The sequence below is a fragment of the Micromonospora sp. NPDC005413 genome (assembly GCF_040606435.1).
Lineage (GTDB): Bacteria > Actinomycetota > Actinomycetes > Mycobacteriales > Micromonosporaceae > Micromonospora.
Genome location: NZ_JBEXEV010000005.1, coordinates 105,489 through 125,852, shown reverse-complemented (window position 1 = coordinate 125,852; position 20,364 = coordinate 105,489). Strand labels below are relative to the sequence as shown.

Here is a 20,364-nt window from a genome sequence, read left to right as displayed (position 1 = left end):
GACTAGAGGAGCCCCGCCAGTTCCAGCTGGGTACGCACCCGGCTGGTCTCGTCGGCGTCGAGCGGCCGCAGGGGCAGCGACACCGCGTTGCAGTCGATGACACCGAGCAGGGCCAGGGCGGTCTTGAACGCGCCCACACCCCGGGTCGCCCCTCCCGCCGTCGCCGGGTCCGCCGCGTCGACGATCCGGAACAGGCGGGTCAGGCGGTCCTGCTCCGCGCGGGCGGCATCCCAGTCGCCGCTGACGCAGGCCCGGTGGAGTCGCACGTAACCCGCCGGGTCCACGTTGCCCAACCCGGGGACGGAGCCGGAGGCGCCGGCGAGCATCATCGCGTCGACGACCACCTCGTGCCCGGTCAACAGGCTGAAGCCGGCGTTCGGCGCGTGTTCCGCGACCGCCAGCACCAGCTGGCGGAAGGAGACGTCGTCACCGCTGGAGTCCTTGACGCCGGCGAGGACGCCCTCGACCGCGAGCCGCGTCAGCAGGCCCGGGGAGAGCTTGGTGTGCACGCAGACGGGAATGTCGTACGCCAGCAGGGGAAGCTCGACCGACGACGCGAGGGACCGGAAGTGCCGCTCGATCTCGTGGGGCCCGACGATGGCGTAGAAGGGCGCGGTCGCCACCAGGCCGTCGACACCCAGCCGCGTCGACGCGGCGGCCCGGTCGAGGACCCGGCGCGTGGTCGGCTCGATGCAGCCGGCGATGACGGGTACAGCGCCTCCGACGGTCTTCACGACGGTTTCGAGAGCCTGGTCCCGCTGGCTGTCGGTGAGGAACACCGTCTCGCCGGAGCTGCCGAGGGCGAAGATGCCGTCGACGCCGGCGGCGAGCATCCGCTCGACGAGCCGCTCGAGGGAGGCCACGTCGACCGCGCCCTCCTCGGTCAGGGGCGTGACGACCGGCGGCACGACTCCGGCGAACCGCGGGGCTGGGGTGGTCACGCTGACTCCTCGACATGTAGGGGGGTGGTGCGGCCGGTCGCTGCTCTGGCGAGTTCGACCAGCTCTGTGTTGCTGGATCCAGCGGGAACGGGGTGGTAGCACCGGAACTCGTGGGAGCCGCCTGCGTCGCCGCCCGGTTGGGTCGGCGGCATCTCGGTGGCGCACACGTCGGTGGCCTTCCAGCACCGCGTACGGAACGGGCATCCGCTGGGCGGCCGGGCGGCGAGCGGAACGGGGCCGACGAGCGGGATCGGGTCGAGCGGCGAGAGCAGCCCCGGCGTGGCGGAGAAGAGCGCCCGGGTGTACGGGTGCTGGGCGCTCTCGGGGAGCCCGGCGGCGGGTGTCTGCTCCACGATCCGGCCGAGGTACATCGTGACCACGCGGTCACTGATCCGCTTGACCGTCTGGATGTCGTGGGACACGAAGACCATGGCCAGGCCGAGACGCTCCTTGAGGTCCAGGAGCAGATTGAGGATCTGCGCCCGTACCGACACGTCGAGCGCGCTGGTGGGCTCGTCGGCGATGACCAGGCCCGGCTCAAGAGCCAGGGCTCGTGCGATGGACACCCGCTGGCGTTGACCACCGGAGAGCTGACTCGGCAGGACATCGGCGACCGACCTGGGCAGCCCCACCAGGGCCATCAGCTCGTTGACACGCTCCTCGCGCTGCTTGCGGGTGCCGCGACGGTGCACGTCGAGCGGGTCGCGCAGGATGTCGCGGACCGGCATGCGCCGGTTCAGCGACGTGGCGGGGTCCTGGAAGATCATGCCGACGCCGGCCCCAATGTGTTGGCGTCGTTCCGCCGCGTTCATCGACCACACGTCCTTGCCGGCGAAGGCGACCGAGCCGCTCGTCGGCCGCTGGAGGCCCACCAGCACCTTGGCCATCGTGGACTTGCCGCAGCCGGACTCACCGACGACACCGATGGTCTCGCCGGCCCGAACGGTCAGGTCCGCGCCGGTGAGGGCGTACACCCGCCCGCGGCTGAACATGCCGCCCCCACGGGTGCGGTGAACCACGTGCACGTCGCGCAGCTCGACGATCGACTCGCGCGGGACTGACGCACTCATCGGGCCAGCTCCTCTTCCGTGACGGTGACGGCCGGGTGGTGGCAGGCGTACCGGTGGCCCTCGATGCCCTCGAGACGGGGCACCGTCTCCCGGCAGACCTCGGTCACCATGGGGCAGCGATCAGCGAATCGGCATCCCGGTGGGAAGTCGGCCGGCGACGGCACGACGCCGCGGATCTGGGTGAGCCGCTCCGCGCCGACCTCAAGGGAGAGCACGGAGCCGAGGAGGCCACGGGCATAGTGGTGCGCGGGCGCCCCGACCACGTCGGCGGTGACGCCGCTCTCGACGATCTGTCCGCCGTACATCACCACGACGCGGTCCGCGACGTCGCTGACCAGCGCAAGGTCGTGGCTGACCAGGATCAACGCGAAGCCCAGCTGGCCGCGCAGCCGCAGCAGCAGCTCCATGACCTGCGCCTGGACCGTGACGTCGAGCGCGGTGGTCGGCTCGTCGGCGATGATGAGGCGCGGGTCCCGGGACAGGGCCATCGCGATCACCACGCGCTGCCGCTGCCCGCCGGAGAGCTCATGCGGGTACGCGGACAGGGTGCGCTGCGCGTCCAGGCCCACCAGGTCCATGAGCTCCTCGGCCGACCGGGTGCCGCCACGGCTGATCATCTGAGCGAGCTGAGGGCCGATGCGCAGTGAGGGGTTCAGGGCCGAGAGTGCGTCCTGGTAGACCATTGCGATCTCGCGCCCCATCAGGGCACGACGCCGTTTCGCACTCACCGTCAGCAGGTCGGTGCCCTGGAAGCGGACCTCGCCGCGGACCCGGGCACCCTGCGGCAGCAGGCCCATCACGGCGAGGGAGGTCAGGGACTTGCCGGAGCCGGACTCCCCCACCAGGCCCAGGACCTCGCCGGGGCGGACGTCGAAGGTCAGGTCGTCGACGATGTCGACGCCCCGGTGGCGTCCCTCGAACCCGATCGACAGGTTCCGGACCTCAAGGACGGGCTCACCCTGCGGGAGCGGACGAGCGCGCTCGCGCAGCCGCTGCGCCGCCTCGGCCAGACCGGGCAGCTGCACCACCTCGCCGGAGCCGGGCTGCGCCTCCTCCTGCGCGTCGCCGGCCTTCGTTGCGGTGGCACGCCGCGCCGCCGGGGCGGCCCAGGCGTCGGACATCCCTTCGGAGAGCACGTTCAGGGCGAGCACGGTCAGCAGGATCAGCAGGCCGGGGAAGAACGTCGCCCACCAGCCACCGATCTGGACCATCTCCTTGCCAAAGGCGATGACCGAGCCCCACGAGGAGGCCGCCTCCTGGGGCGCCAGCCCGCCGCCGATGAAGGAGAGGGACGCCTCGAAGACGATGGCGTCCGCCACCATGACGGTGACGAAGACGAGGATCGGGGCGGCGCAGTTACGTAGGACGTGCCGCCAGAGGATGTGCGGTCGCCGGGCGCCGATGATCCGTTCGGCCGCGACGTAGTCCTCCCGGTACTGCGAGAGCACGTTCGCGCGCACGATACGCGCGATCGAGGGGATGAAGACGAAGCCGATCGCGACCACGAGGACCAGAAGGCTGTTCTTGCCGAAGGAGATGATCAGCAGGGCGGAGAGCACGATGGCGGGGAAGGCCATGACGACGTCGAGGCACCGCATCACGACCTCGTCGACCGCCGGCCGGCTGGTTCCCGCCAGCGCGCCCAGGATCGCGCCGACCACCAGGGCGATGCCGGCGCTGCCGAAGCCCACGATCAGGGAGCGTCGGGTGCCGGCGACCAGCCTCGAGAACACGTCGCGTCCGAGCTTGTCCAGGCCGAACCAGTAGTCGCCGTTGGGGCCGGTCAGCGCGGGACCGAGCCCGGCCTGCGCGGGGTCGTGCCGCAGGATCAGCGGCGCGAAGATGCCCACCACGACGATGAGCAGGACGAAGCTCAGTGCGATCCGGGCGGTGACGCTGAGGCGTTTGAAGGCGATGCCGGGAGCCGACAGCCGGGCGGTGAGTGTTCGGCGCATCAGTGGGCTCCGCGCAGTCGGGGGTTGGCGAAGAGGTAGAGGATGTCGACCACCAGGTTCACAAAGACGAAGCCGATGGCGATCGTCAGCACGGTCCCCTGCGCGAGGGCGGTGTCGTTCTGCTGCACCGCGCTCATGATCTGGGTGCCCATGCCAGGCAGCGAGAAGATGGCCTCGATGACGACCGTGCCGCCCAGCAGATAGCCGATCCGCAGGCCCAGCACGGTGAGCGGGTTGACGAGCGCATTGCGCAGCACGTTGCGTCCGACCACCACGCGGGGCGGCAGCCCGGCGCCGATGGCCGTACGCACGTAGTCCTTGTCGAGTTCCTCGACCATCGACGTCCGCACGATTCTGGCCAGCGAGCAGCCGACCGGCACGGCGAGAGCCAGCGCGGGCATGGCGAGAGACTGCAACCAGAGGGAGAACGAGTCGCCGGGGTTGACGTACCCGCCGGTCGGGAAGACCGGGCGGCGGACCGAGAACTCCTGGATGAGCAGAAGGGCCAGCCAGAACGACGGCATGGCGATCCCGGCCATCGAGATGAACCGGATGACCTGGTCGGGCCAGCGGTCCCGGTACAGCGCCGCGGGGATGCCCAGGGCCAACGCGATGACCAGCGCGCCGACGATCCCGAGGGCCGTCAACTGGATCGTCAGCGGCAGCGCGGTGGCGATCTTGTCGGCGACCGGGACGGACGGCGGGAAGGTCATGCCCAGATCGCCCCGGACCAGGTCACCCAGGAAGTGCAGGTACCGCAGGGGCAGCGGGTCGTCGAGGCCGTTCGCGGCCTTGAACGCCGCAACCTGCGCGGGGTTCGCCTGGTCGCCGAGGACGGACAGCGCGGGATCGATCGGGGAGAACTGCATGATCACGAAGACGAACATCGTGATGCCCAGCACCAGGGGTATCAGGGTCAGGAGTCGTCGCGCGACCAGGCTCAGAACACTCAGCATGGTGTCTTTCTCTCGTCGAGGGCCGCCGGGACGTCCCGCCCAGCCCGAGGGTGTCAGGGGCTGGGCGGGACGTGGAGGGGCCGGGGTTCGGGCCCCCGAGACGGGCTCAGCTCTTTCGGCTGGCGTCCAGGAAGTACAGGCCGGTCGTCGAGGCACCCGAGAAGCCACTGAGCTTGCCGGGGTCGTACGCGGTGACGACCTTGGTGTGCAGGATCGGGTACAACGGGGCCTCGTCGGCCACCTTGTCCAGGGCCTGCTTCCACAGGGCCTTGCGTGCCGCCTCGTCGGAGGTCTGCGCCGCCTTGTCGAGCAGGTCGGCCATGGCCTTGCGGTCCGCGGCGTTCCAGCGGTAACGCTGGCCCGGCCAGGTCTCGCCGTAGTAGAACCAGCGCATCAGCAGGTCGGTGTCGACGCCGAACACACTGGGGTCACCGGTCGCCATCAGCACCCGGAAGGTGTCCTTCGGAACGATGTCGCCGTAGATGGCCGACGAGGGCACCGTGTTGAGGCTGGCGTTGACGCCGATCTTCTTCCACTGCTCGATGACCAACGGGGCGACATCCTTCACGACCGAGTTGTCGGTGGTGTCGAGCTGGAACGACAGGTTCGTGACACCGGCCTCCTTGAGCAGGGCCTTGGCCTTGTCAAGGTTGTAGTCGTAGACCGTGGCGGCCTGCTGGTAGTCCTTGTTGCCCTCGTCCAGGTAGCTCGTCGCCGCGGTGCCGTAGCCGTTGAGCGCAGTCTTGATGACCGCGTCCTTGTCGATGGCGTAGTGCAGGGCCTGGCGAACCCGCTTGTCACTGAACGGCGCCGCCGACGAGTTGAACATGAGGAAGACCTGGTTGAAGGCCTGCTTCGCGTCGACGGTGTACTTGCCCTTGAGCGAGTCGACGTTCAGGTACGGCACCGACTCGATGGCCTGGACCCGGCCGCCCTGAAGGTCCGACACCCGCGCCGAGGCCTCCGACGTGGTGTTCCACGTCATCGTGTCGACCTTGGCGGGACGGGGTCCGCCGTAGTTCTCGTTCTTGCTGAGCTTGATGCCCGACTCCTTGGACGCGCTGTCCATCTTGAACGGGCCGGAGCCGATCGGTGCGGTGTCGAAGGCCTTCGAGGCGGCCGCGTCCGCGGTCTTCGCCTTCGGAAGGATCTTGATCACGGCGATCCGCTCGGCGAACAGCGCGAACGGATACTTCAGCTTGAACTCGGCCGTCGTCGCGTCCTTGGCGGTGACCGAGTCGATGAACGACACGAACCCCTGCATCAGCGGCGGGGCCTTGGGGTCGGCCGGCTTCAGCACACGCTCGAAGGACCAGGCGACGTCCTCGGCGGTGACGGGGGTGCCGTCGGAGAACTTCGCGCCGTCACGCAGGGCCACGGTGTAGGTGAGCCCGTCCGCGCTGGGCATCGGGTCTGCCTTGGCCAGGGCCCGGTAAGGTTCGCGGGTGACCGGGTCGAGATCAACGAGACCCTCGAAAATGTGCTGGTTGACGGCCGTCGCCACCGCCGACGAGGCGTTCGCTGGGTCGAACCCGCTAGAGAGGGTGAACGCCAGAGTGGTCTCGATCGAGGATTTCCCCCCGTTTCCGCCCTCGACGGCGTTGGTCGAGGCCGGGCCGCCGCTGCACGCAACGAGACCGAGAGCGAGGGTTGCCGCGGTGGACGCGACTGCCAGCGAGCGGAACCGGCGCGGGGGGACGCGCCGACTCCCCGATGGCTTAACGGTGGTGCTCACGTAGCTGCCTCCATAGGCTCTTCATGCGCTCGCGTGACCGCTCGCGCTGAGGGATTCGAAGATAATGGGGTCTGACGTCTGACATCTGATGCCGATAGGGTGAGCGTGTCAGATTCGTTAGGGAAGGGCAAGTGGCAGATGACGACCATTGACGCGACTCCGCTACGCGGTTCGGAGCGCCCAGGTCCCCGCCGGCAGGAAGTCGCAACCAAGATCAAGGAGTACATCCTGCGCAACCGCCTCAAGCCGGGGAACATCCTTCCCACCGAGGCGGAACTGTGCGAGGCGGTGGGAGCCAGCCGGTCCAGCGTGCGCGAGGCCGTCAAGATCCTCTCCGCCCTCGACATCGTCGAGGTGCGGCACGGTCACGGAACCTTCGTCGGCCGCATGTCCCTCGCCGCGCTCGTGGAAAGCCTGACCTTCCGCGGTCTTCTGAGCGGCGAGGAGGACCACCATGTGCTGGGGCAGGTCGTCGATGTCCGCCAGACCCTCGAGCAGGGGCTGGCGGCCCAGGTCATCGCCGTCCTCGACGGTGAGCAGCAGGCGGCCCTCTCCGCGCTCGTCGACGAGATGGAGAGCCTGGCCGCCCAGGGGAAGGACTTCCTCGATGTCGACCGGGCCTTCCACGTGAAGTTGCTGGAGCCCCTCGGCAACGACCTGATTCTCCAGCTGACCGAGGCGTTCTGGCAGGTCCAGGCCATCGTCGCCCCCACGCTGCGTACCGAGCCGGAGGACCGGGTGATCACCGCCCAGCGGCACCGGGCAATCGTGGACGCGGCCGCGGCCGGCGACGTGGCGGACCTACGCGCCGCCATCGCCGATCACTACGCGCCCATCCGGGCGAGCATCGCCCGCGTCGTGCAGCCCTGAATCAACACCACCATCGCCGTCCGATCCGAGATCGGACTGCTGAATCGGGGCGAGATCCCGAGTAGACGGAAGGTCCACGGCCCGAGCCACGTCGTCACGTGGCCGGGGCCGCCAGGACGGTACGGGTGCTCCACGGCCACGGCCAGCAGCGCGGCTCCGGGCCAGCCTGGCGCTCTACGCCGGTCGAGTCGTCGAGACGTCGGAGGAGCAACAGTGAGCGTGACGACCGAGGCGTTACTGGAGGCGGAGGCTGTCGTACCTCTCGCGAGGCTGTCACCCGTCGGCTGACGCTCGCCGGGATCGCCGCGGTTCTGAGTGGCTCGGTCAGAGCGCCCGGCGGAGCCACTCCTCGACACCGGCGACGTGCACGGTGGCCCAGGAACGCGCGAGATCGGCCTGCCCGAGCGTGATCGCATCGACGATCGCCTGGTGCTGCTCCCGGGTCCGGGTGACGGCGCCCTCCTGGGTGACACCGCGCCAGATGCGGGCCCGGGTGGTGGGCCCGGAGAGCCCGTCGAGCAGCGAGCACAGCACCGTGTTTCCGGAGCCGACGGCGATCAGGCGGTGGAATTCCAGGTCGTTGGCGACCAGTGCCTCGACGTCGCGGGTGTCGCCGAGGCCGTCGAGCACCGCCTGGAGGCCAGCGATGTCCTCGGCATCCATCCGCTGCGCGGCCAACGCCGTGGCGGCCGGCTCAAGGATGCGCCGGACCTCAAGGAATTCCAGCACGGTGTCGTCACGGTGGAAGTCCACGACGAAGCCGAGCGTATCGAGCAGCAACTGTGGGGCAAGGCTGGTGACATAGGTGCCGTCGCCCTGGCGAACATCCAGGATGCGGATGATGGACAGCGCCTTCACCGCTTCGCGCAGGGAGTTGCGGGACAGACCGAGCCGCCGGGCCAGGTCCGCCTCCTTGGGCAGTCGATCGCCGGGACCGAGCTCGCCCGACGTGATCATCGTCTTGATCTTGCCGATCGCCTCGTCGGTGAGAGCCATCGCTGCCTCCGCAAAATGTTCAGGGTAGGGCCCGTTGCCATGATCGCGGGGGTTACACCCCCAGTTGGTAGACCCGGGCCGCGGTGCCTCCGAAGATCGCCCTGGAGTCTGCCTCGGACAGCGGCGGCAACACCTGGTGCAGCGCGGCCCGGACCCGGCCGTAGCTGCCGGCGAGCAGGCACACCGGCCAGTCGGAACCGAACATCAAGCGGTCCGACCCGAACCGGTCGAGCGCCTCGCGGACGAACGGTCGCAGGTCGGCGGCGCGCCACGAGGTCCAGTCCGCCTCCGTCACCAGCCCGGACACCTTTGCCGTGACGTTGGGCTGCTCGGCGAGCGCCGCCAACGGCCCGCGCCACCGGGCCAAGCCGGGCGGGCCTGCCCGGATCTCCGGCTTGCCCAGATGATCGAGGACGAAGCGGACGTGCGGCAGCGCCGCCGCGGCCCGGGCCGCGGCAGGCAACTGGTCCACCCGGACAACCAGGTCGAAGGCCAGCCCGGCCGACGCAACGACACGCAGGCCATGGCGCACGTCCGTGCGGTCCAGGTAATCCGGGTCCGGCTCGGCCTGGATCTGGGCGCGGACACCGACCACCCGTTCGCCGCCGGGGCGCCGGAGGTGCCGGGCGATGCGGGGCTCGAACCCTGGGTCGGTCAGGTCCGCCCACAGCACCACACCGGCGATCTGCGGTGCCTCGGCCGCCCACCGGAGCAGGTCATCCGACTCCGCCTCGTCGCATCGCCCGCCCTCCACGAGAACGGAGCGATCGACCTGGGCGGCGCGCAGTTGCGCCTGCCACTGGGCCACCGTGAACGGGCGACGGATCGACCGCATCCGGTCGTCGTCGAGCCAGGCGTAGGCGGCCGGATTTGCCCAGAGGTGATGGTGCGCGTCGACGGTCAGCACGCGGGCCTGAGCATGGCCGCGCGTCCCTCGCCGGGATGCCCTACTCGTAGAAGCTTCACTCCACCGTCCCGCAAACATCGGGTGTTTCCGAAGGTATGAGCTCGGACATCGGATGTCTAGCAGGTGTCGGTCGATCAGAGCAATAGGCCGAGATGAGCTGGCGGTTCGCCATCAAGGTCGCGATCTTCCTCGCAGGTGACCACATCAGACTTAGGCGTTCGAGCCATTGACAAAAATATACATCCCACGTTAACTCCCATGGCATAGAGGAGGTCCTATGCCTGTGACCGGCAATATTCGGACAGTCCTGCGGGCCGCAGCCGCGGCCCTTCTCGTGGCCGCGTGCCTGACCTCCGTGTCCGTCGGCTTCGCTCCAGCCGAGGCGGAGGCCGAAGCCGCCGCCGACCCCGGGTTGGCGCTCTGGTACGACGAGCCCGCCGCCAACTGGGAGAGCAACGCGCTGCCGCTGGGCAACGGCGCGCTCGGTGCCATGGTCTTCGGTGGCATCCAGACCGAGCGCCTGCAGCTCAACGAGAAGACACTGTGGACGGGCGGGCCCGGCGCCACCGGATACAACCACGGCAACTGGACGTCACCACGGCCCGGAGCCCTGGCCGGCGTGCAGGCCCAGATCGACCGGGACGGACGGATGGCACCCGGCGCGGTCGCCACCGCGCTCGGCCAGCCGGCGACCGGATTCGGCTCGTACCAGAACCTCGCCGACATGTACCTCGACATGACCGGCACCCCGGCCACGGTGAGCAGCTACCGACGCGAGCTGGACCTCGCCGAAGGCACCGCCCGCGTCGGATACACCCACAGCGGGGTGACCTACCAGCGCGAGTACTTCGCCAGCTACCCCCGCAACGTGATCGTCGCCCGGCTGTCGGCCAGCCAGGCCGGGAAGGTCTCCTTCGTCCTGCGCGCCGCCTCGGCCCAGCCCGGCAGCACCGTCACGGTGGCGAACGGCCGGATCACCGCCCGGGGTGCGCTGCCCGGCAACGGGCTGATCCACGAAACCCAGTACCGGGTGGTGACCACCGGCGGCACCCGGACCGACGGCACCGACCGGATCACCGTCGCCGGCGCCGACTCGGCGTTCATCGTGCTGTCCGCCGCGACGTCGTACGCCGACACCTACCCCGCCTACCGAGGCGCCGACCCCCACGCCCAGGTCACCCAGGCGGTCGATGGTGCGGCGGCCTCGACGTTCGCGGCACTGCGCACCGCCCATCTCGCCGACTACAAGAATCTCTTCGACCGCGTCCGGCTCAACGTGGGCGGGCAGATGCCTAACATCCCCACCGACGAGCTGCGCTCGGCCTACACCGGCGCCGCCGGACGGGCCCAGGACCGCGCGCTGGAGTCGCTGTACTTCTCCTTCGGCCGGTACCTGCTCATCTCGTCCTCGCGCGGTGGCTCCCTGCCGGCCAACCTGCAGGGCATCTGGAACAACTCCAACAACCCGCCGTGGCAGGCCGACTACCACACCAACGTCAACGTCCAGATGAACTACTGGCCGGCGGAGACCACGAACCTGTCCGAGACCGCCACGCCGTTGTTCGACTTCATCGACGCCCTGCGGGCGCCCGGCCGGAGCACCGCGCAGAACATCTACGGCACGACCGGCTGGGTCACCCACCTCAGCACCAACCCGTACGGCTTCACCGGCGTCCAGGACTGGGCGACCGCCTTCTGGTTCCCGGAGGCTGCCGCCTGGTTGTGCCAGCACCTCTACGAGCACTACCGCTTCACCCGCGACACCGCGTTCCTGCGCGATCAGGCGTACCCGGCGATGAAGGAGGCCGCGGAGTTCTGGCGGGCCAACCTGCGCGTCGATCCGCGCGACGGCAAGCTGGTCGTCTCGCCCAGCTACTCGCCGGAGCAGGGTGACTTCTCGGCCGGCGCGTCGATGAGCGAGCAGATCGTGTGGGATCTGCTCACCAACACCATCGAGGCGAGCACCACGCTCGGCGTCGACGCCACCCTGCGCGCGCAGTGGCAGACCACGCTGAACAAGCTCGACCCCGGCCTGCGGGTCGGCTCCTGGGGCCAGTTGCAGGAGTGGAAGGCGGACTGGGACAGCCCGACGAACGACCACCGGCACGTCTCGCACCTGTACGCCCTGCACCCGGGTCGGCAGATCTCGCCGCTGACCACCCCCGCCCTCGCCAACGCCGCCAAGGTTTCCCTGACGGCACGCGGCGACGGCGGCACCGGCTGGAGCAAGGCCTGGAAAATCAACTTTTGGGCTCGGCTGCTCGACGGCGACCACGCCCACAAGATGCTCGCCGAGCAGCTCAAGAGCAGCACGCTCGCGAACCTGTTCGACACCCACCCTCCGTTCCAGATCGACGGCAACTTCGGGGCCACCGCTGGAATGGCGGAGATGCTGCTGCAGAGCCAGAGCGGCGTGGTCGACGTCCTGCCGGCCGTGCCGGTGGCATGGCCGACCGGTTCGGTCAGTGGCCTCAAGGCACGCGGCAACGTGACCGTGGACGCGGAGTGGCGTATCCGGCTGGCCAGCCGGATCACGTTGACCGCCGGCAGCAGCGGCACCTTGACGGTTCGTAACCCGCTGCTGGCGACCGCACCGCTGGTCGACCTGACCACCAACCAGACCGTGGCGGTGACCCGCTCCGGCAACCAGATGAGCTTCACCGCCGAGGCCGGCCACCGCTACCAGGCGGTGTCCACCACCACGGACGGCACGATCGTCGGGGTGGCCAGCGGCCGCTGCGTCGACGTACCCGGCGCTGCCACCGCCGACGGCACCGCGCTGATCCTCTGGGACTGCTCCGGCGCGGCAAACCAGGTCTGGACCCGCCAGGCCGACAACACCATCCGTAACCGCGGCAAATGCCTCGCCCCCGCCGGCACCACCGCCGGAACCGCCGCCACCATCACCACCTGCGGCACCGCCACCAACCAACGCTGGACCTACGACACCACCGCCAAGACCCTCCGCAACCAGGCCACCGGCACCTGCCTCGACGCCAACGGCGGCGGCACCACCAACAACACCACAGTCATCCTCTGGCCCTGCACCACCGCCACCAACCAGCAGTGGCTGATGTAGCACCGCCGCACGTCGCACACACCCCCGCGCCGCCCCTTTCTGACCCGTGCCCGGAGAGGACATCCCTTGACCCCCACCCTGCGCCGCCGCGCGCGCGTCAGCGGCACAGCCCTGGCCGCCCTGGCCCTGCTCGGCACGTACCTGGTCCAGCTCACCGCACCGGCCGCCGCGGCCCCGGCCGCCGCCGCCGGCACGATCGTCGGGGTGGCCAGCGGCCGCTGCGTCGACGTACCCGGCGCCGCCACCACTGACGGCACCGCCCTGATCCTCTGGGACTGCTCCGGCGCGGCAAACCAGACCTGGATCCGCCAGGCCGACAACACCATCCGTAACCGCGGCAAATGCCTCGCCCCCGCCGGCACCACCGCCGGAACCGCCGCCACCATCACCACCTGCGGCACCGCCGCCAACCAACGCTGGACCTACGACACCACCGCCAAGACCCTCCGCAACCAGGCCACCGGCACCTGCCTCGACGCCAACGGCGGCGGCACCACCAACAACACCACAGTCATCCTCTGGCCCTGCACCACCGCCACCAACCAGCAGTGGCGCGTCGCCGCCGCCGACTACCAACCGCTGCTCGACGTCGGCTTCAGCGGCACGTTCACCTCCACCACCGGCTACACCCCCTCGACGGGGGAACTGGTCGACGGGCAACTCACCCGACTGGCCGGCAGCGAGACGATCAGCGGCTCGGCCGTCGCGCTCACCGGCGGCGGCACCGGCATCGGGTTCTCCCCCCGGGTCCCGGTGACCAGCGCGAAGTACGTCAACAAGAGCCTGCTGGCCGAGGCGCTGGTGCGCCGCCAGAGCGGTGCCACCATCACCTTCGACACGGTGCTCAGCCTCGCCGGCGGCGGCTACTACCGCTATGCCAGCGGCTCGCAGAACACGACCGAGTTCGGCATGTACGGGCCGGACGCGCCGTACCACGACACCCGGCAGAGCGGGCCCAACCTGTCCGACACGCAGGACACCCACGTGGCGCTGGCCTACGAGTACGTCAGCGACTCCACGGCCCGCCTCAACGCGTACGTCAACGGCTGCCAGATCGGCACCACCGTCACCACGCCGGTCGCCGCGGCCAATGCCGCACAGGGTCTGTTGAGCTTCGGCAACGACGCCGGTACGCGTAACCGCGGCTGGCACGGCACGCTGGACGCCATCGCGCTCGCCTCGATGAGCGGTGCCGCCGGCCCGGCCGACTTCCAGCTCGACGCGCCGATCTGCGGTGGCACACCACCGCCGGCCGGCTGCGCCGGCAACCCCGGCACCAGCGGCCCGGTCACCCCGGCCAACGTCATCGCCGTCGACCCCTGCGACACCCTCGACCGGATCCGGCAGAAGGCCGCCCAGGTCACCCCCACCACCGGCCAGTTGGCGTGGCAGCAGCGCGAGCTGACGGCCTTCCTGCACTACGGCATGAACACCTTCACCGACGTCGAGTGGGGCAGCGGCAACGAGGACCCCGCACAGTTCAACCCCACCACGGTCAACCCGACACAGTGGATGGACGTGCTCAAGCGCAACGGCTTCAAGCAGGTCATCCTGACCGTCAAGCACCACGACGGGTTCCTGCTCTACCCGTCGCGGTACAGCTCCCACTCGGTACGCAGCAGCCCCTGGTGGGGCCGGACGAGCCAGAGCGACATCCTCCGCGCCACCGTCGACGCCGCCCGCGCCGCCGGTCTGGCCGTGGGCTTCTACCTCTCCCCCGCCGACGGCGCGGAGATCCCCGGCCGGCGCGGCGGCGACCGTTTCGGCAACGGCAGCGCCAAACGGTCGGTGACCATCCCGACGCTCGTCGCCGGGGACACCCGCACCCCGACGCAGACGTACGCGTACAACGCCGACGACTACAACGCCTACTTCCTCAACCAGCTCTACGAACTGCTCACCGAGTACGGGCCGATGGCCGAGGTGTGGTTCGACGGGGCCAACCCGTACACCGCGTACCCGCAGGCATACCAGGTCGGTGACTGGTACCGGCTGATCCGGACCCTGCAACCCGACGCCACGATCGCGATCAACGGCCCGGACGTGCGCTGGATCGGCTCCGAGTCCGGGGCGTTCCGCGCCGACGAATGGAGCGCGCTGCCGTTCAAGGGCACCGATCCGGGTGCGTTGAACCGCGACGACGACCTGCTGGGTGGTGCCGCATCGGGCGATCTGGGTTCCAGCGCGCTGATCGGACGCAACCTGGGGACGATCACGTACCTGTCGTGGTACCCAGCCGAAGCGGACGTGTCGATCCGGCCCGGCTGGTTCTGGCACTCCGCCCAGAACGGCTCGGTCAAGCAGCCGGCCGCCCTCCTGCGGCTCTACGAGGAAGCGGTGGGCCGCAACGCCAACCTGCTGCTCAACATCCCGCCGAATCGGGCCGGCGTGATCGACGCACCCGACGTCACCGCCCTCGACGGGTTCGGCACCGCCCAACGCGGCCGGTACGCCCGGGAACTGTTCGCCAAGGCCGGTGCCACCGGCACGCACGCCGCCCTCACCGATGCGGCCCTGGGCACGTACTGGTCACCCACGGGCGGCGCCACCACCGGCTCGGTCGAGCTGACCGCCTGCCGGGCACGCACGTTCGACCGGGTCCTGCTTCAGGAGTCGGTCGGCAACGGCCAGCGCATCGAAGCGTTCGCCGTGGACGCCTGGGTCAACGGTGCCTGGCAGCAGGTCGCCGCCGCCGGATCGGTCGGATACAAGCGGATCGTGCCGCTGTCCGCCGCCGTGACCAGCGACCGGCTGCGGCTGCGGGTGACCGCCGCGCGCGGCGTCCCGCAGGCCGCGACGCTCACCGCGTACGCGACCGACAGCACCGCCAACCCGTCGTCCTGCTGATTTCCAGCGTTTTCTCGAGAGGAGCGGTTCATGCGTCTTCGACGTATCAGCGTCACCGGAGCGGTGGGAGTCCTCGCCGCCGCACTGTTGACCGTGCCAGCGACACCGGCCTCGGCCGTACCGGGTGATCTACAGGTCATCCCGGCGCTGAAGCAGTGGACGGCGGGCACCGGCAGTTACACCTTCGGCGCCACGACCCGCATCGTGGTCGACCCCGCGTACACCGCGCAGCTCAACGACGACGCGGCCACGTTCGCCGCCGACCTGCGTGACCTGACCGGCCGCACCGTCCCGGTCACCACGGGCGCCGCCGCCACCAGCGACATCCGGCTAACCCTGGGCGGCAGCCAACCCGCCGAGGGCTACACGATGACGGTCGGGTCGAGCATCGCCATCCAGGGCTCGACCGATGCCGGCGCCTTCTACGGGACCCGGACCGTGCTGCAACTGCTCAAGCAGTCCAGCACGGTCCCGGCCGGCACGACCACCGACGCCCCGACGAAGTCCGAACGGGGTCTGATGGTCGACGTGGGCCGCAAGTACTTCACCGTCGACTGGCTCCGCCGGCACGTCAAGGAGCTCGCCTACCTGAAGATGAACCGGTTGCACCTGCACCTGTCCGACACGTTCGGATTCCGGCTGGAGAGCACCACCCACCCAGAGGTGATGTCGGAGCAGTACTACACCAAACAGCAGATCCGCGACCTCATCGCCCTGGCCGCCCAGTACCACATCGAGGTCATTCCCGAGATCGACATGCCGGGCCACATGAACGCCATCCTGGCCGACCACCCGGACCTGCAACTCGCGGACACCAACGGCAACCGCAACCCCTACTACCTCGACCTGTCCAAGCCGGGCGCCTACACCCTCGCCCGCGACCTCATCACCGAGTTCCTGCCGCTGTTCCCCGGCCGTTACTGGCACATCGGCGCGGACGAGTACGTCGGCAACTACGCCTCCTACCCGCAACTGCTGACGTACGCCCGCGCGACCTACGGGCCGAACGCCACCGCGAAGGACACCTACTACGGCTTCATCAACTGGGCCAACGACATCGTCCGTGCCAGTGGCAAGACCACCCGCATGTGGAACGACGGCATCGGCACCGACGGCACCATCCGGCCGGCGTCGAACATCCATGTCGAGGTCTGGTACAACTACGGCATCACCCCGCAGGCCCTGCTGGACCGCGGGCACACCATCTCCAACCAGGCGTGGAACCCCACCTACTACATCCTTGGCGTCGGCAGGCCGAACGTGACGTGGGGCTACGAGACCTGGAACCCGGATCTGTTCCAGGGCAACAACACCGTGAACGACCCGTCACGCAATCTCGGCACGGTGCTGCACATCTGGTGTGACTACCCGGACGCGGAGACCGAGGAGCAGGTCACCGCAGGCATCCGGACTATCCTGCGCGTGGTGGCCCAGCAGACCTGGGGATCGCCGAAGCCGGCCGCCACGTACACCGCCTTCAGCGCGATCATGGACCGCATCGGTCGGGCTCCCGGCGGCCCGGCGGGGACCGTCGGAAACCTGGCAACCAACCGTCCGGTAACCGCGTCGTCGACCGAGACGGCGAGCTTCCCGGCCACGGCGGCGGTGGACGGCGACCTCAGCACCCGCTGGTCGTCGGCCTACACCGACCCGAGCTGGATCCAGGTCGACCTCGGCAGCAGCCAGGAGCTCTCCCGCGTCGCACTGCGCTGGGAGGCCGCCTACGCGAGGGCGTACCAGATCCAGACCTCCACCGACGGCACGACCTGGACCACCGCCGTGACCGTCACCGCCGGGGACGGCGGCCTCGACGAACACCTGCTGAACACCACCGCCCGGTACGTGCGCATGCAGGGCACCGCACGGGCCACCACCTTCGGCTACTCCCTCTGGGAGTTCGAGGTCTTCGGCCCGAAGAGGGGCATCATCACCGGCGCCGCGAGCAGCCGCTGCGTCGACATTCCCGGGAGCAACACCACCGACGGCACCGCGGTCAACCTCTGGGACTGCAACAGCGGGCCCAACCAGACGTGGACCCACCGCAATGACGGCGCCCTCACCGCCCTCGGCAAGTGCCTGGAACCGGCGAACGGGAGCCTCACCGACGGCACCACGATCGTGATCCGCGCCTGCACCACCGCCGCGACCCAGCGGTGGACCTACGACGCCGCCTCGGGCAGCTACCGCACCGGCGGCAAGTGCCTCGACGCCAACGGCGGCGCGACCGCCAACGGCACCAGGCTCATCCTCTGGCCCTGCACCAATGCCGCCAACCAGCGCTGGAGCACTCCCACCGCCTGAATCACCGTTGGAGGAGCGATGCAGCACAGAAGAACACGGTCGCCACGGCGACCCGTCACGATCGCTCTGGTCCTCGGCCTCGTCGCCGGTGCCGTCGCTACGGTCGGGGGCCACCCGGCCCCGGCCGGCGCGGCGGTCCCGGCCGACCCGGCCTACACCGACGCCGCCGGCCTGGTCTTCCCCGGTGTGCAGCCGGGGGCGGCCACGGCGTCGCTGTCCGGCGGCAGCTTCACCCTGGCCAACGCGGCGCTGTCGACCACGTGGAGCGTGCTCGGCAGCACGGTGTCGCTGACCCGGTTCGACAACCGGGCGGCGAACACCACAGTGCCGATGAGTCTGCGCGGGCTCTTCACTCTCACCCTGGCCGACGGCAGCACCATCACGACGGCGAACACGGCGGTCTCCGCCGGTCCCGTGGTCAGCGACCTGCCGGCGAACGCCGGGTCGGCACGGCTGGCCGAACGCTTCGCCGGCAAGGCGGTGACCACCACCTTCCGGTACGGCGGCGGCACGCGGACGCTCGACGTGCAGTGGCAGGTACGGCTGCGCGGCGGGGCAAACTCCGTTCAGCACCGCTTCACGGTGCGCTCGGTGGCCGGCACGTTCGACGTGACCTCCCTGCACCTGGTGGAGCTGGGCCTGACCAACGCACGGGTGCTCGGCAGCGACGACGGCAGCCCGGTCGTGCACGGCACGGCCGGCAACGAGACGGTGTTCGTCGGCATCGAGAACCCGATGGCGAAGGCGACCGTGAACGGGTCCGCCGTCGACATCGTGGTGCCCCGCGCCGGGGACCTCACCGCCGGCACGTCGTGGGTCTACACCGCCTCCACCGGTGTCTCGCCAGCCGGGCAGCTACGCCGCTCGTTCCAGTACTACCTGCAACGCGAGCGGGCCCACGACCGTCGGACGTTCCTGCACTACCAGAGCTGGCTGGACCTCAAGCCACCCGGCGAGGTGATCAACAGTGCCGAGCTGACCCGGGCCATCAACCTGTTCGGCACCCAGCTGCGCAACCGGGGGGCCACCATCGACAGCTTCTGGGTCGACGACGGCTGGGACTATCTGCGTACGCCCCGGGTCGACGAGACGAACCTGAACGTCTGGTCGTTCGACCCGACCCAGTTCCCCACCGGCTTCGCGCCGCAGAAGACCGCCGCCGCGCAGTACGGCGCATCGATGTCGGTGTGGATGTCACCGTTCGGCGGGTACGGCACCAGCGCCGCCACCCGCCAGGCCGTCAACGCGAGCAAGCCGGCCGACCAGCGGTTGGAGACCCACAGCGGCGGTCAGTTCAAACTCGGCGGCGCCCGCTACTACGACCGGTTCCGGTCGGTCGCCTTCGACATGATGGACAACCAGGGGGTACGCGGCTTCAAGCTCGACGGCATCGGCGGCGGGCTCTACCAGTCCGGGCCGAACGCCAACTACATCGCCGACTACGAGGCCCTGCTCGGGCTGACTGGCGACCTGCGCGCGCACCAGAAGGACGTGTTCGTCAACGCGACCGTCGGCACCTGGGGCTCGCCGTACTGGCTGTGGTACACCGACTCCATCTGGCGCGACGGGCACGACGCGGGCCTGGTCGGCGCCGGCAGCGCACAGCAGCGCTACGTCAACTACCGCGACTCGGAAGCGTTCCGCAACATCACCACGCAGAACCCGCTGTTCCCGATCCCGAGCCTGATGAACCACGGGATCATCTTCTCCGACCGCACACCGCAGTTCACCGCCGACTACGACCTGACCAAGCCCAGTGTCCAGGCCGAGGTGTCCCAGGACATCCGCACCTACTTCGCGCTCGGGCTCAGCCTCCAGGAACTCTACGTACGCAACACGCTCGTCGACGCGAACCGGCCGGGCGCGGCCTGGTTCTGGGACACCGTGGCGGCCAACGCCAAATGGGCCCGCGCCAACCAGGGGCTGCTCAGCGACGTGCACTGGGTCGGCGGTGACCCGGCTGCGGGCGCGGTCTACGGCACGGCCGCCTGGAACTCCTCGGCGGGCGCGTCCAAGGGGATGCTGATGCTGCGTAACCCGTCGGCGTCCACGCAGAACTTCACGGTCAACCCGCAGACGGCCTTCGAGCTGCCTGGTGGGACCCACCAGCGGTACCGGTTCACCGAGCGCGACGGGCGGCGCTCCGGCTTCGTGTCGGGTCCGGCCGCACCGGTGAGCATCACGCTGGCGCCGTTCGAGGTGGCCGTGTTCCAGGCCGTACCCACCGACGAGCCGGTCGGCGGCGGAGACAGCCCGCAGCTGCCCCGTAGCCGCTGGACCGCGACGGCGGACAGCGTCGAGACCGTCGGCGAGAACGGCGTCGCCGCCAACGCCATCGACGGCAATCCCGCCACCATCTGGCACACCCGTTACGTCGGCGGTGTCGCCCCCATGCCGCACCAGCTCACCATCGACCTCGACGGCAGCTTCCGCATCGACAGACTCGACTACCTTCCCCGTCAGGACGGAGGCACCAACGGCACCATCGCGGACTACCAGATCCAGACCAGCACCGATGGCACCACCTGGACCCAGATCGCCGCCGGCACCTTCGGCCCCGGCAGTGCCCTGAAGTCGGCCGTCTTCGCGCCCACCACGACCCGGCACGTACGTCTGCGCACCACCCGCGCCGCGAACGGGGCCGGGTACGCCTCCGCCGCCGAGATCAACCTGTACGGATCGACTGCCTGACCGCCCTCGCCGTCCC

The 20,364-nt window shown here is 69.8% G+C and carries 12 protein-coding genes; 5 read left to right on the top strand and 7 right to left on the bottom strand.

The genetic code is table 11. The annotated features are described in order from the left end of the window. Positions 1–2: 2 nt before the first annotated feature. The 5 genes from ABZS37_RS09590 to ABZS37_RS09570 all read right to left on the bottom strand — a co-directional run bounded on the left by ABZS37_RS09590 (position 3) and on the right by ABZS37_RS09570 (position 6,657). Positions 3–941, bottom strand: coding sequence for a dihydrodipicolinate synthase family protein (locus ABZS37_RS09590; RefSeq protein ID WP_355167271.1), 939 nt, complete (start codon positions 939–941; stop codon positions 3–5). After that, a complete protein-coding gene (locus ABZS37_RS09585) occupies positions 938–2,011 on the bottom strand; it encodes an ABC transporter ATP-binding protein (RefSeq protein ID WP_355167269.1) in 1,074 nt (357 codons plus the stop codon). The genes ABZS37_RS09590 and ABZS37_RS09585 overlap by 4 nt, the downstream gene beginning before the upstream one ends. Beyond that, positions 2,008–3,966: a dipeptide/oligopeptide/nickel ABC transporter permease/ATP-binding protein gene (locus ABZS37_RS09580; RefSeq protein ID WP_355167267.1), complete on the bottom strand. Its 1,959-nt coding sequence runs from the start codon at positions 3,964–3,966 to the stop codon at positions 2,008–2,010. The genes ABZS37_RS09585 and ABZS37_RS09580 overlap by 4 nt, the downstream gene beginning before the upstream one ends. After that, on the bottom strand, positions 3,966–4,922 hold the full coding sequence (locus tag ABZS37_RS09575; RefSeq protein WP_354993488.1) for an ABC transporter permease: 957 nt from the start codon (positions 4,920–4,922) through the stop codon (positions 3,966–3,968). Before ABZS37_RS09575 ends, ABZS37_RS09580 begins: the two co-directional genes overlap by 1 nt. A 106-nt stretch (positions 4,923–5,028) precedes the next feature. Further along, on the bottom strand, positions 5,029–6,657 hold the full coding sequence (locus tag ABZS37_RS09570) for an ABC transporter substrate-binding protein (protein WP_355167265.1): 1,629 nt from the start codon (positions 6,655–6,657) through the stop codon (positions 5,029–5,031). Positions 6,658–6,795: 138 nt separating this feature from the next. Here ABZS37_RS09570 and ABZS37_RS09565 point away from each other — a divergent pair, with 138 nt between their 5' ends. Further along, positions 6,796–7,527, top strand: coding sequence for an FCD domain-containing protein (locus ABZS37_RS09565; RefSeq protein WP_355167263.1), 732 nt, complete (start codon positions 6,796–6,798; stop codon positions 7,525–7,527). A 324-nt stretch (positions 7,528–7,851) separates the two neighbouring features. On the opposite strand, the gene ABZS37_RS09560 is transcribed toward ABZS37_RS09565, so the two are convergent. Together ABZS37_RS09560 and ABZS37_RS09555 are read right to left on the bottom strand one after the other, a co-directional pair. After that, complete coding sequence (locus tag ABZS37_RS09560) at positions 7,852–8,523, bottom strand: FadR/GntR family transcriptional regulator (RefSeq protein ID WP_355167261.1); 672 nt, start codon at positions 8,521–8,523, stop codon at positions 7,852–7,854. A gap of 52 nt (positions 8,524–8,575) precedes the next feature. Next, positions 8,576–9,430 carry an amidohydrolase family protein gene (locus tag ABZS37_RS09555; RefSeq protein WP_355167259.1) on the bottom strand — a complete coding sequence of 285 codons (855 nt, stop codon included), beginning with the start codon at positions 9,428–9,430 and terminating at the stop codon, positions 8,576–8,578. 277 nt (positions 9,431–9,707) lie between these two features. Here ABZS37_RS09555 and ABZS37_RS09550 point away from each other — a divergent pair, with 277 nt between their 5' ends. From ABZS37_RS09550 to ABZS37_RS09535, 4 genes are all read left to right on the top strand, one after another. Beyond that, a complete protein-coding gene (locus tag ABZS37_RS09550) occupies positions 9,708–12,509 on the top strand; it encodes a glycoside hydrolase N-terminal domain-containing protein (protein WP_355167257.1) in 2,802 nt (933 codons plus the stop codon). A 66-nt stretch (positions 12,510–12,575) separates the two neighbouring features. Continuing rightward, positions 12,576–15,356 carry an alpha-L-fucosidase gene (locus tag ABZS37_RS09545; protein ID WP_355167255.1) on the top strand — a complete coding sequence of 927 codons (2,781 nt, stop codon included), beginning with the start codon at positions 12,576–12,578 and terminating at the stop codon, positions 15,354–15,356. A 30-nt stretch (positions 15,357–15,386) separates the two neighbouring features. After that, on the top strand, positions 15,387–17,657 hold the full coding sequence (locus ABZS37_RS09540) for a family 20 glycosylhydrolase (RefSeq protein WP_355167253.1): 2,271 nt from the start codon (positions 15,387–15,389) through the stop codon (positions 17,655–17,657). Positions 17,658–17,675: 18 nt separating this feature from the next. After that, positions 17,676–20,348, top strand: coding sequence for a discoidin domain-containing protein (locus ABZS37_RS09535; protein WP_355167251.1), 2,673 nt, complete (start codon positions 17,676–17,678; stop codon positions 20,346–20,348). Positions 20,349–20,364: the final 16 nt, after the last annotated feature.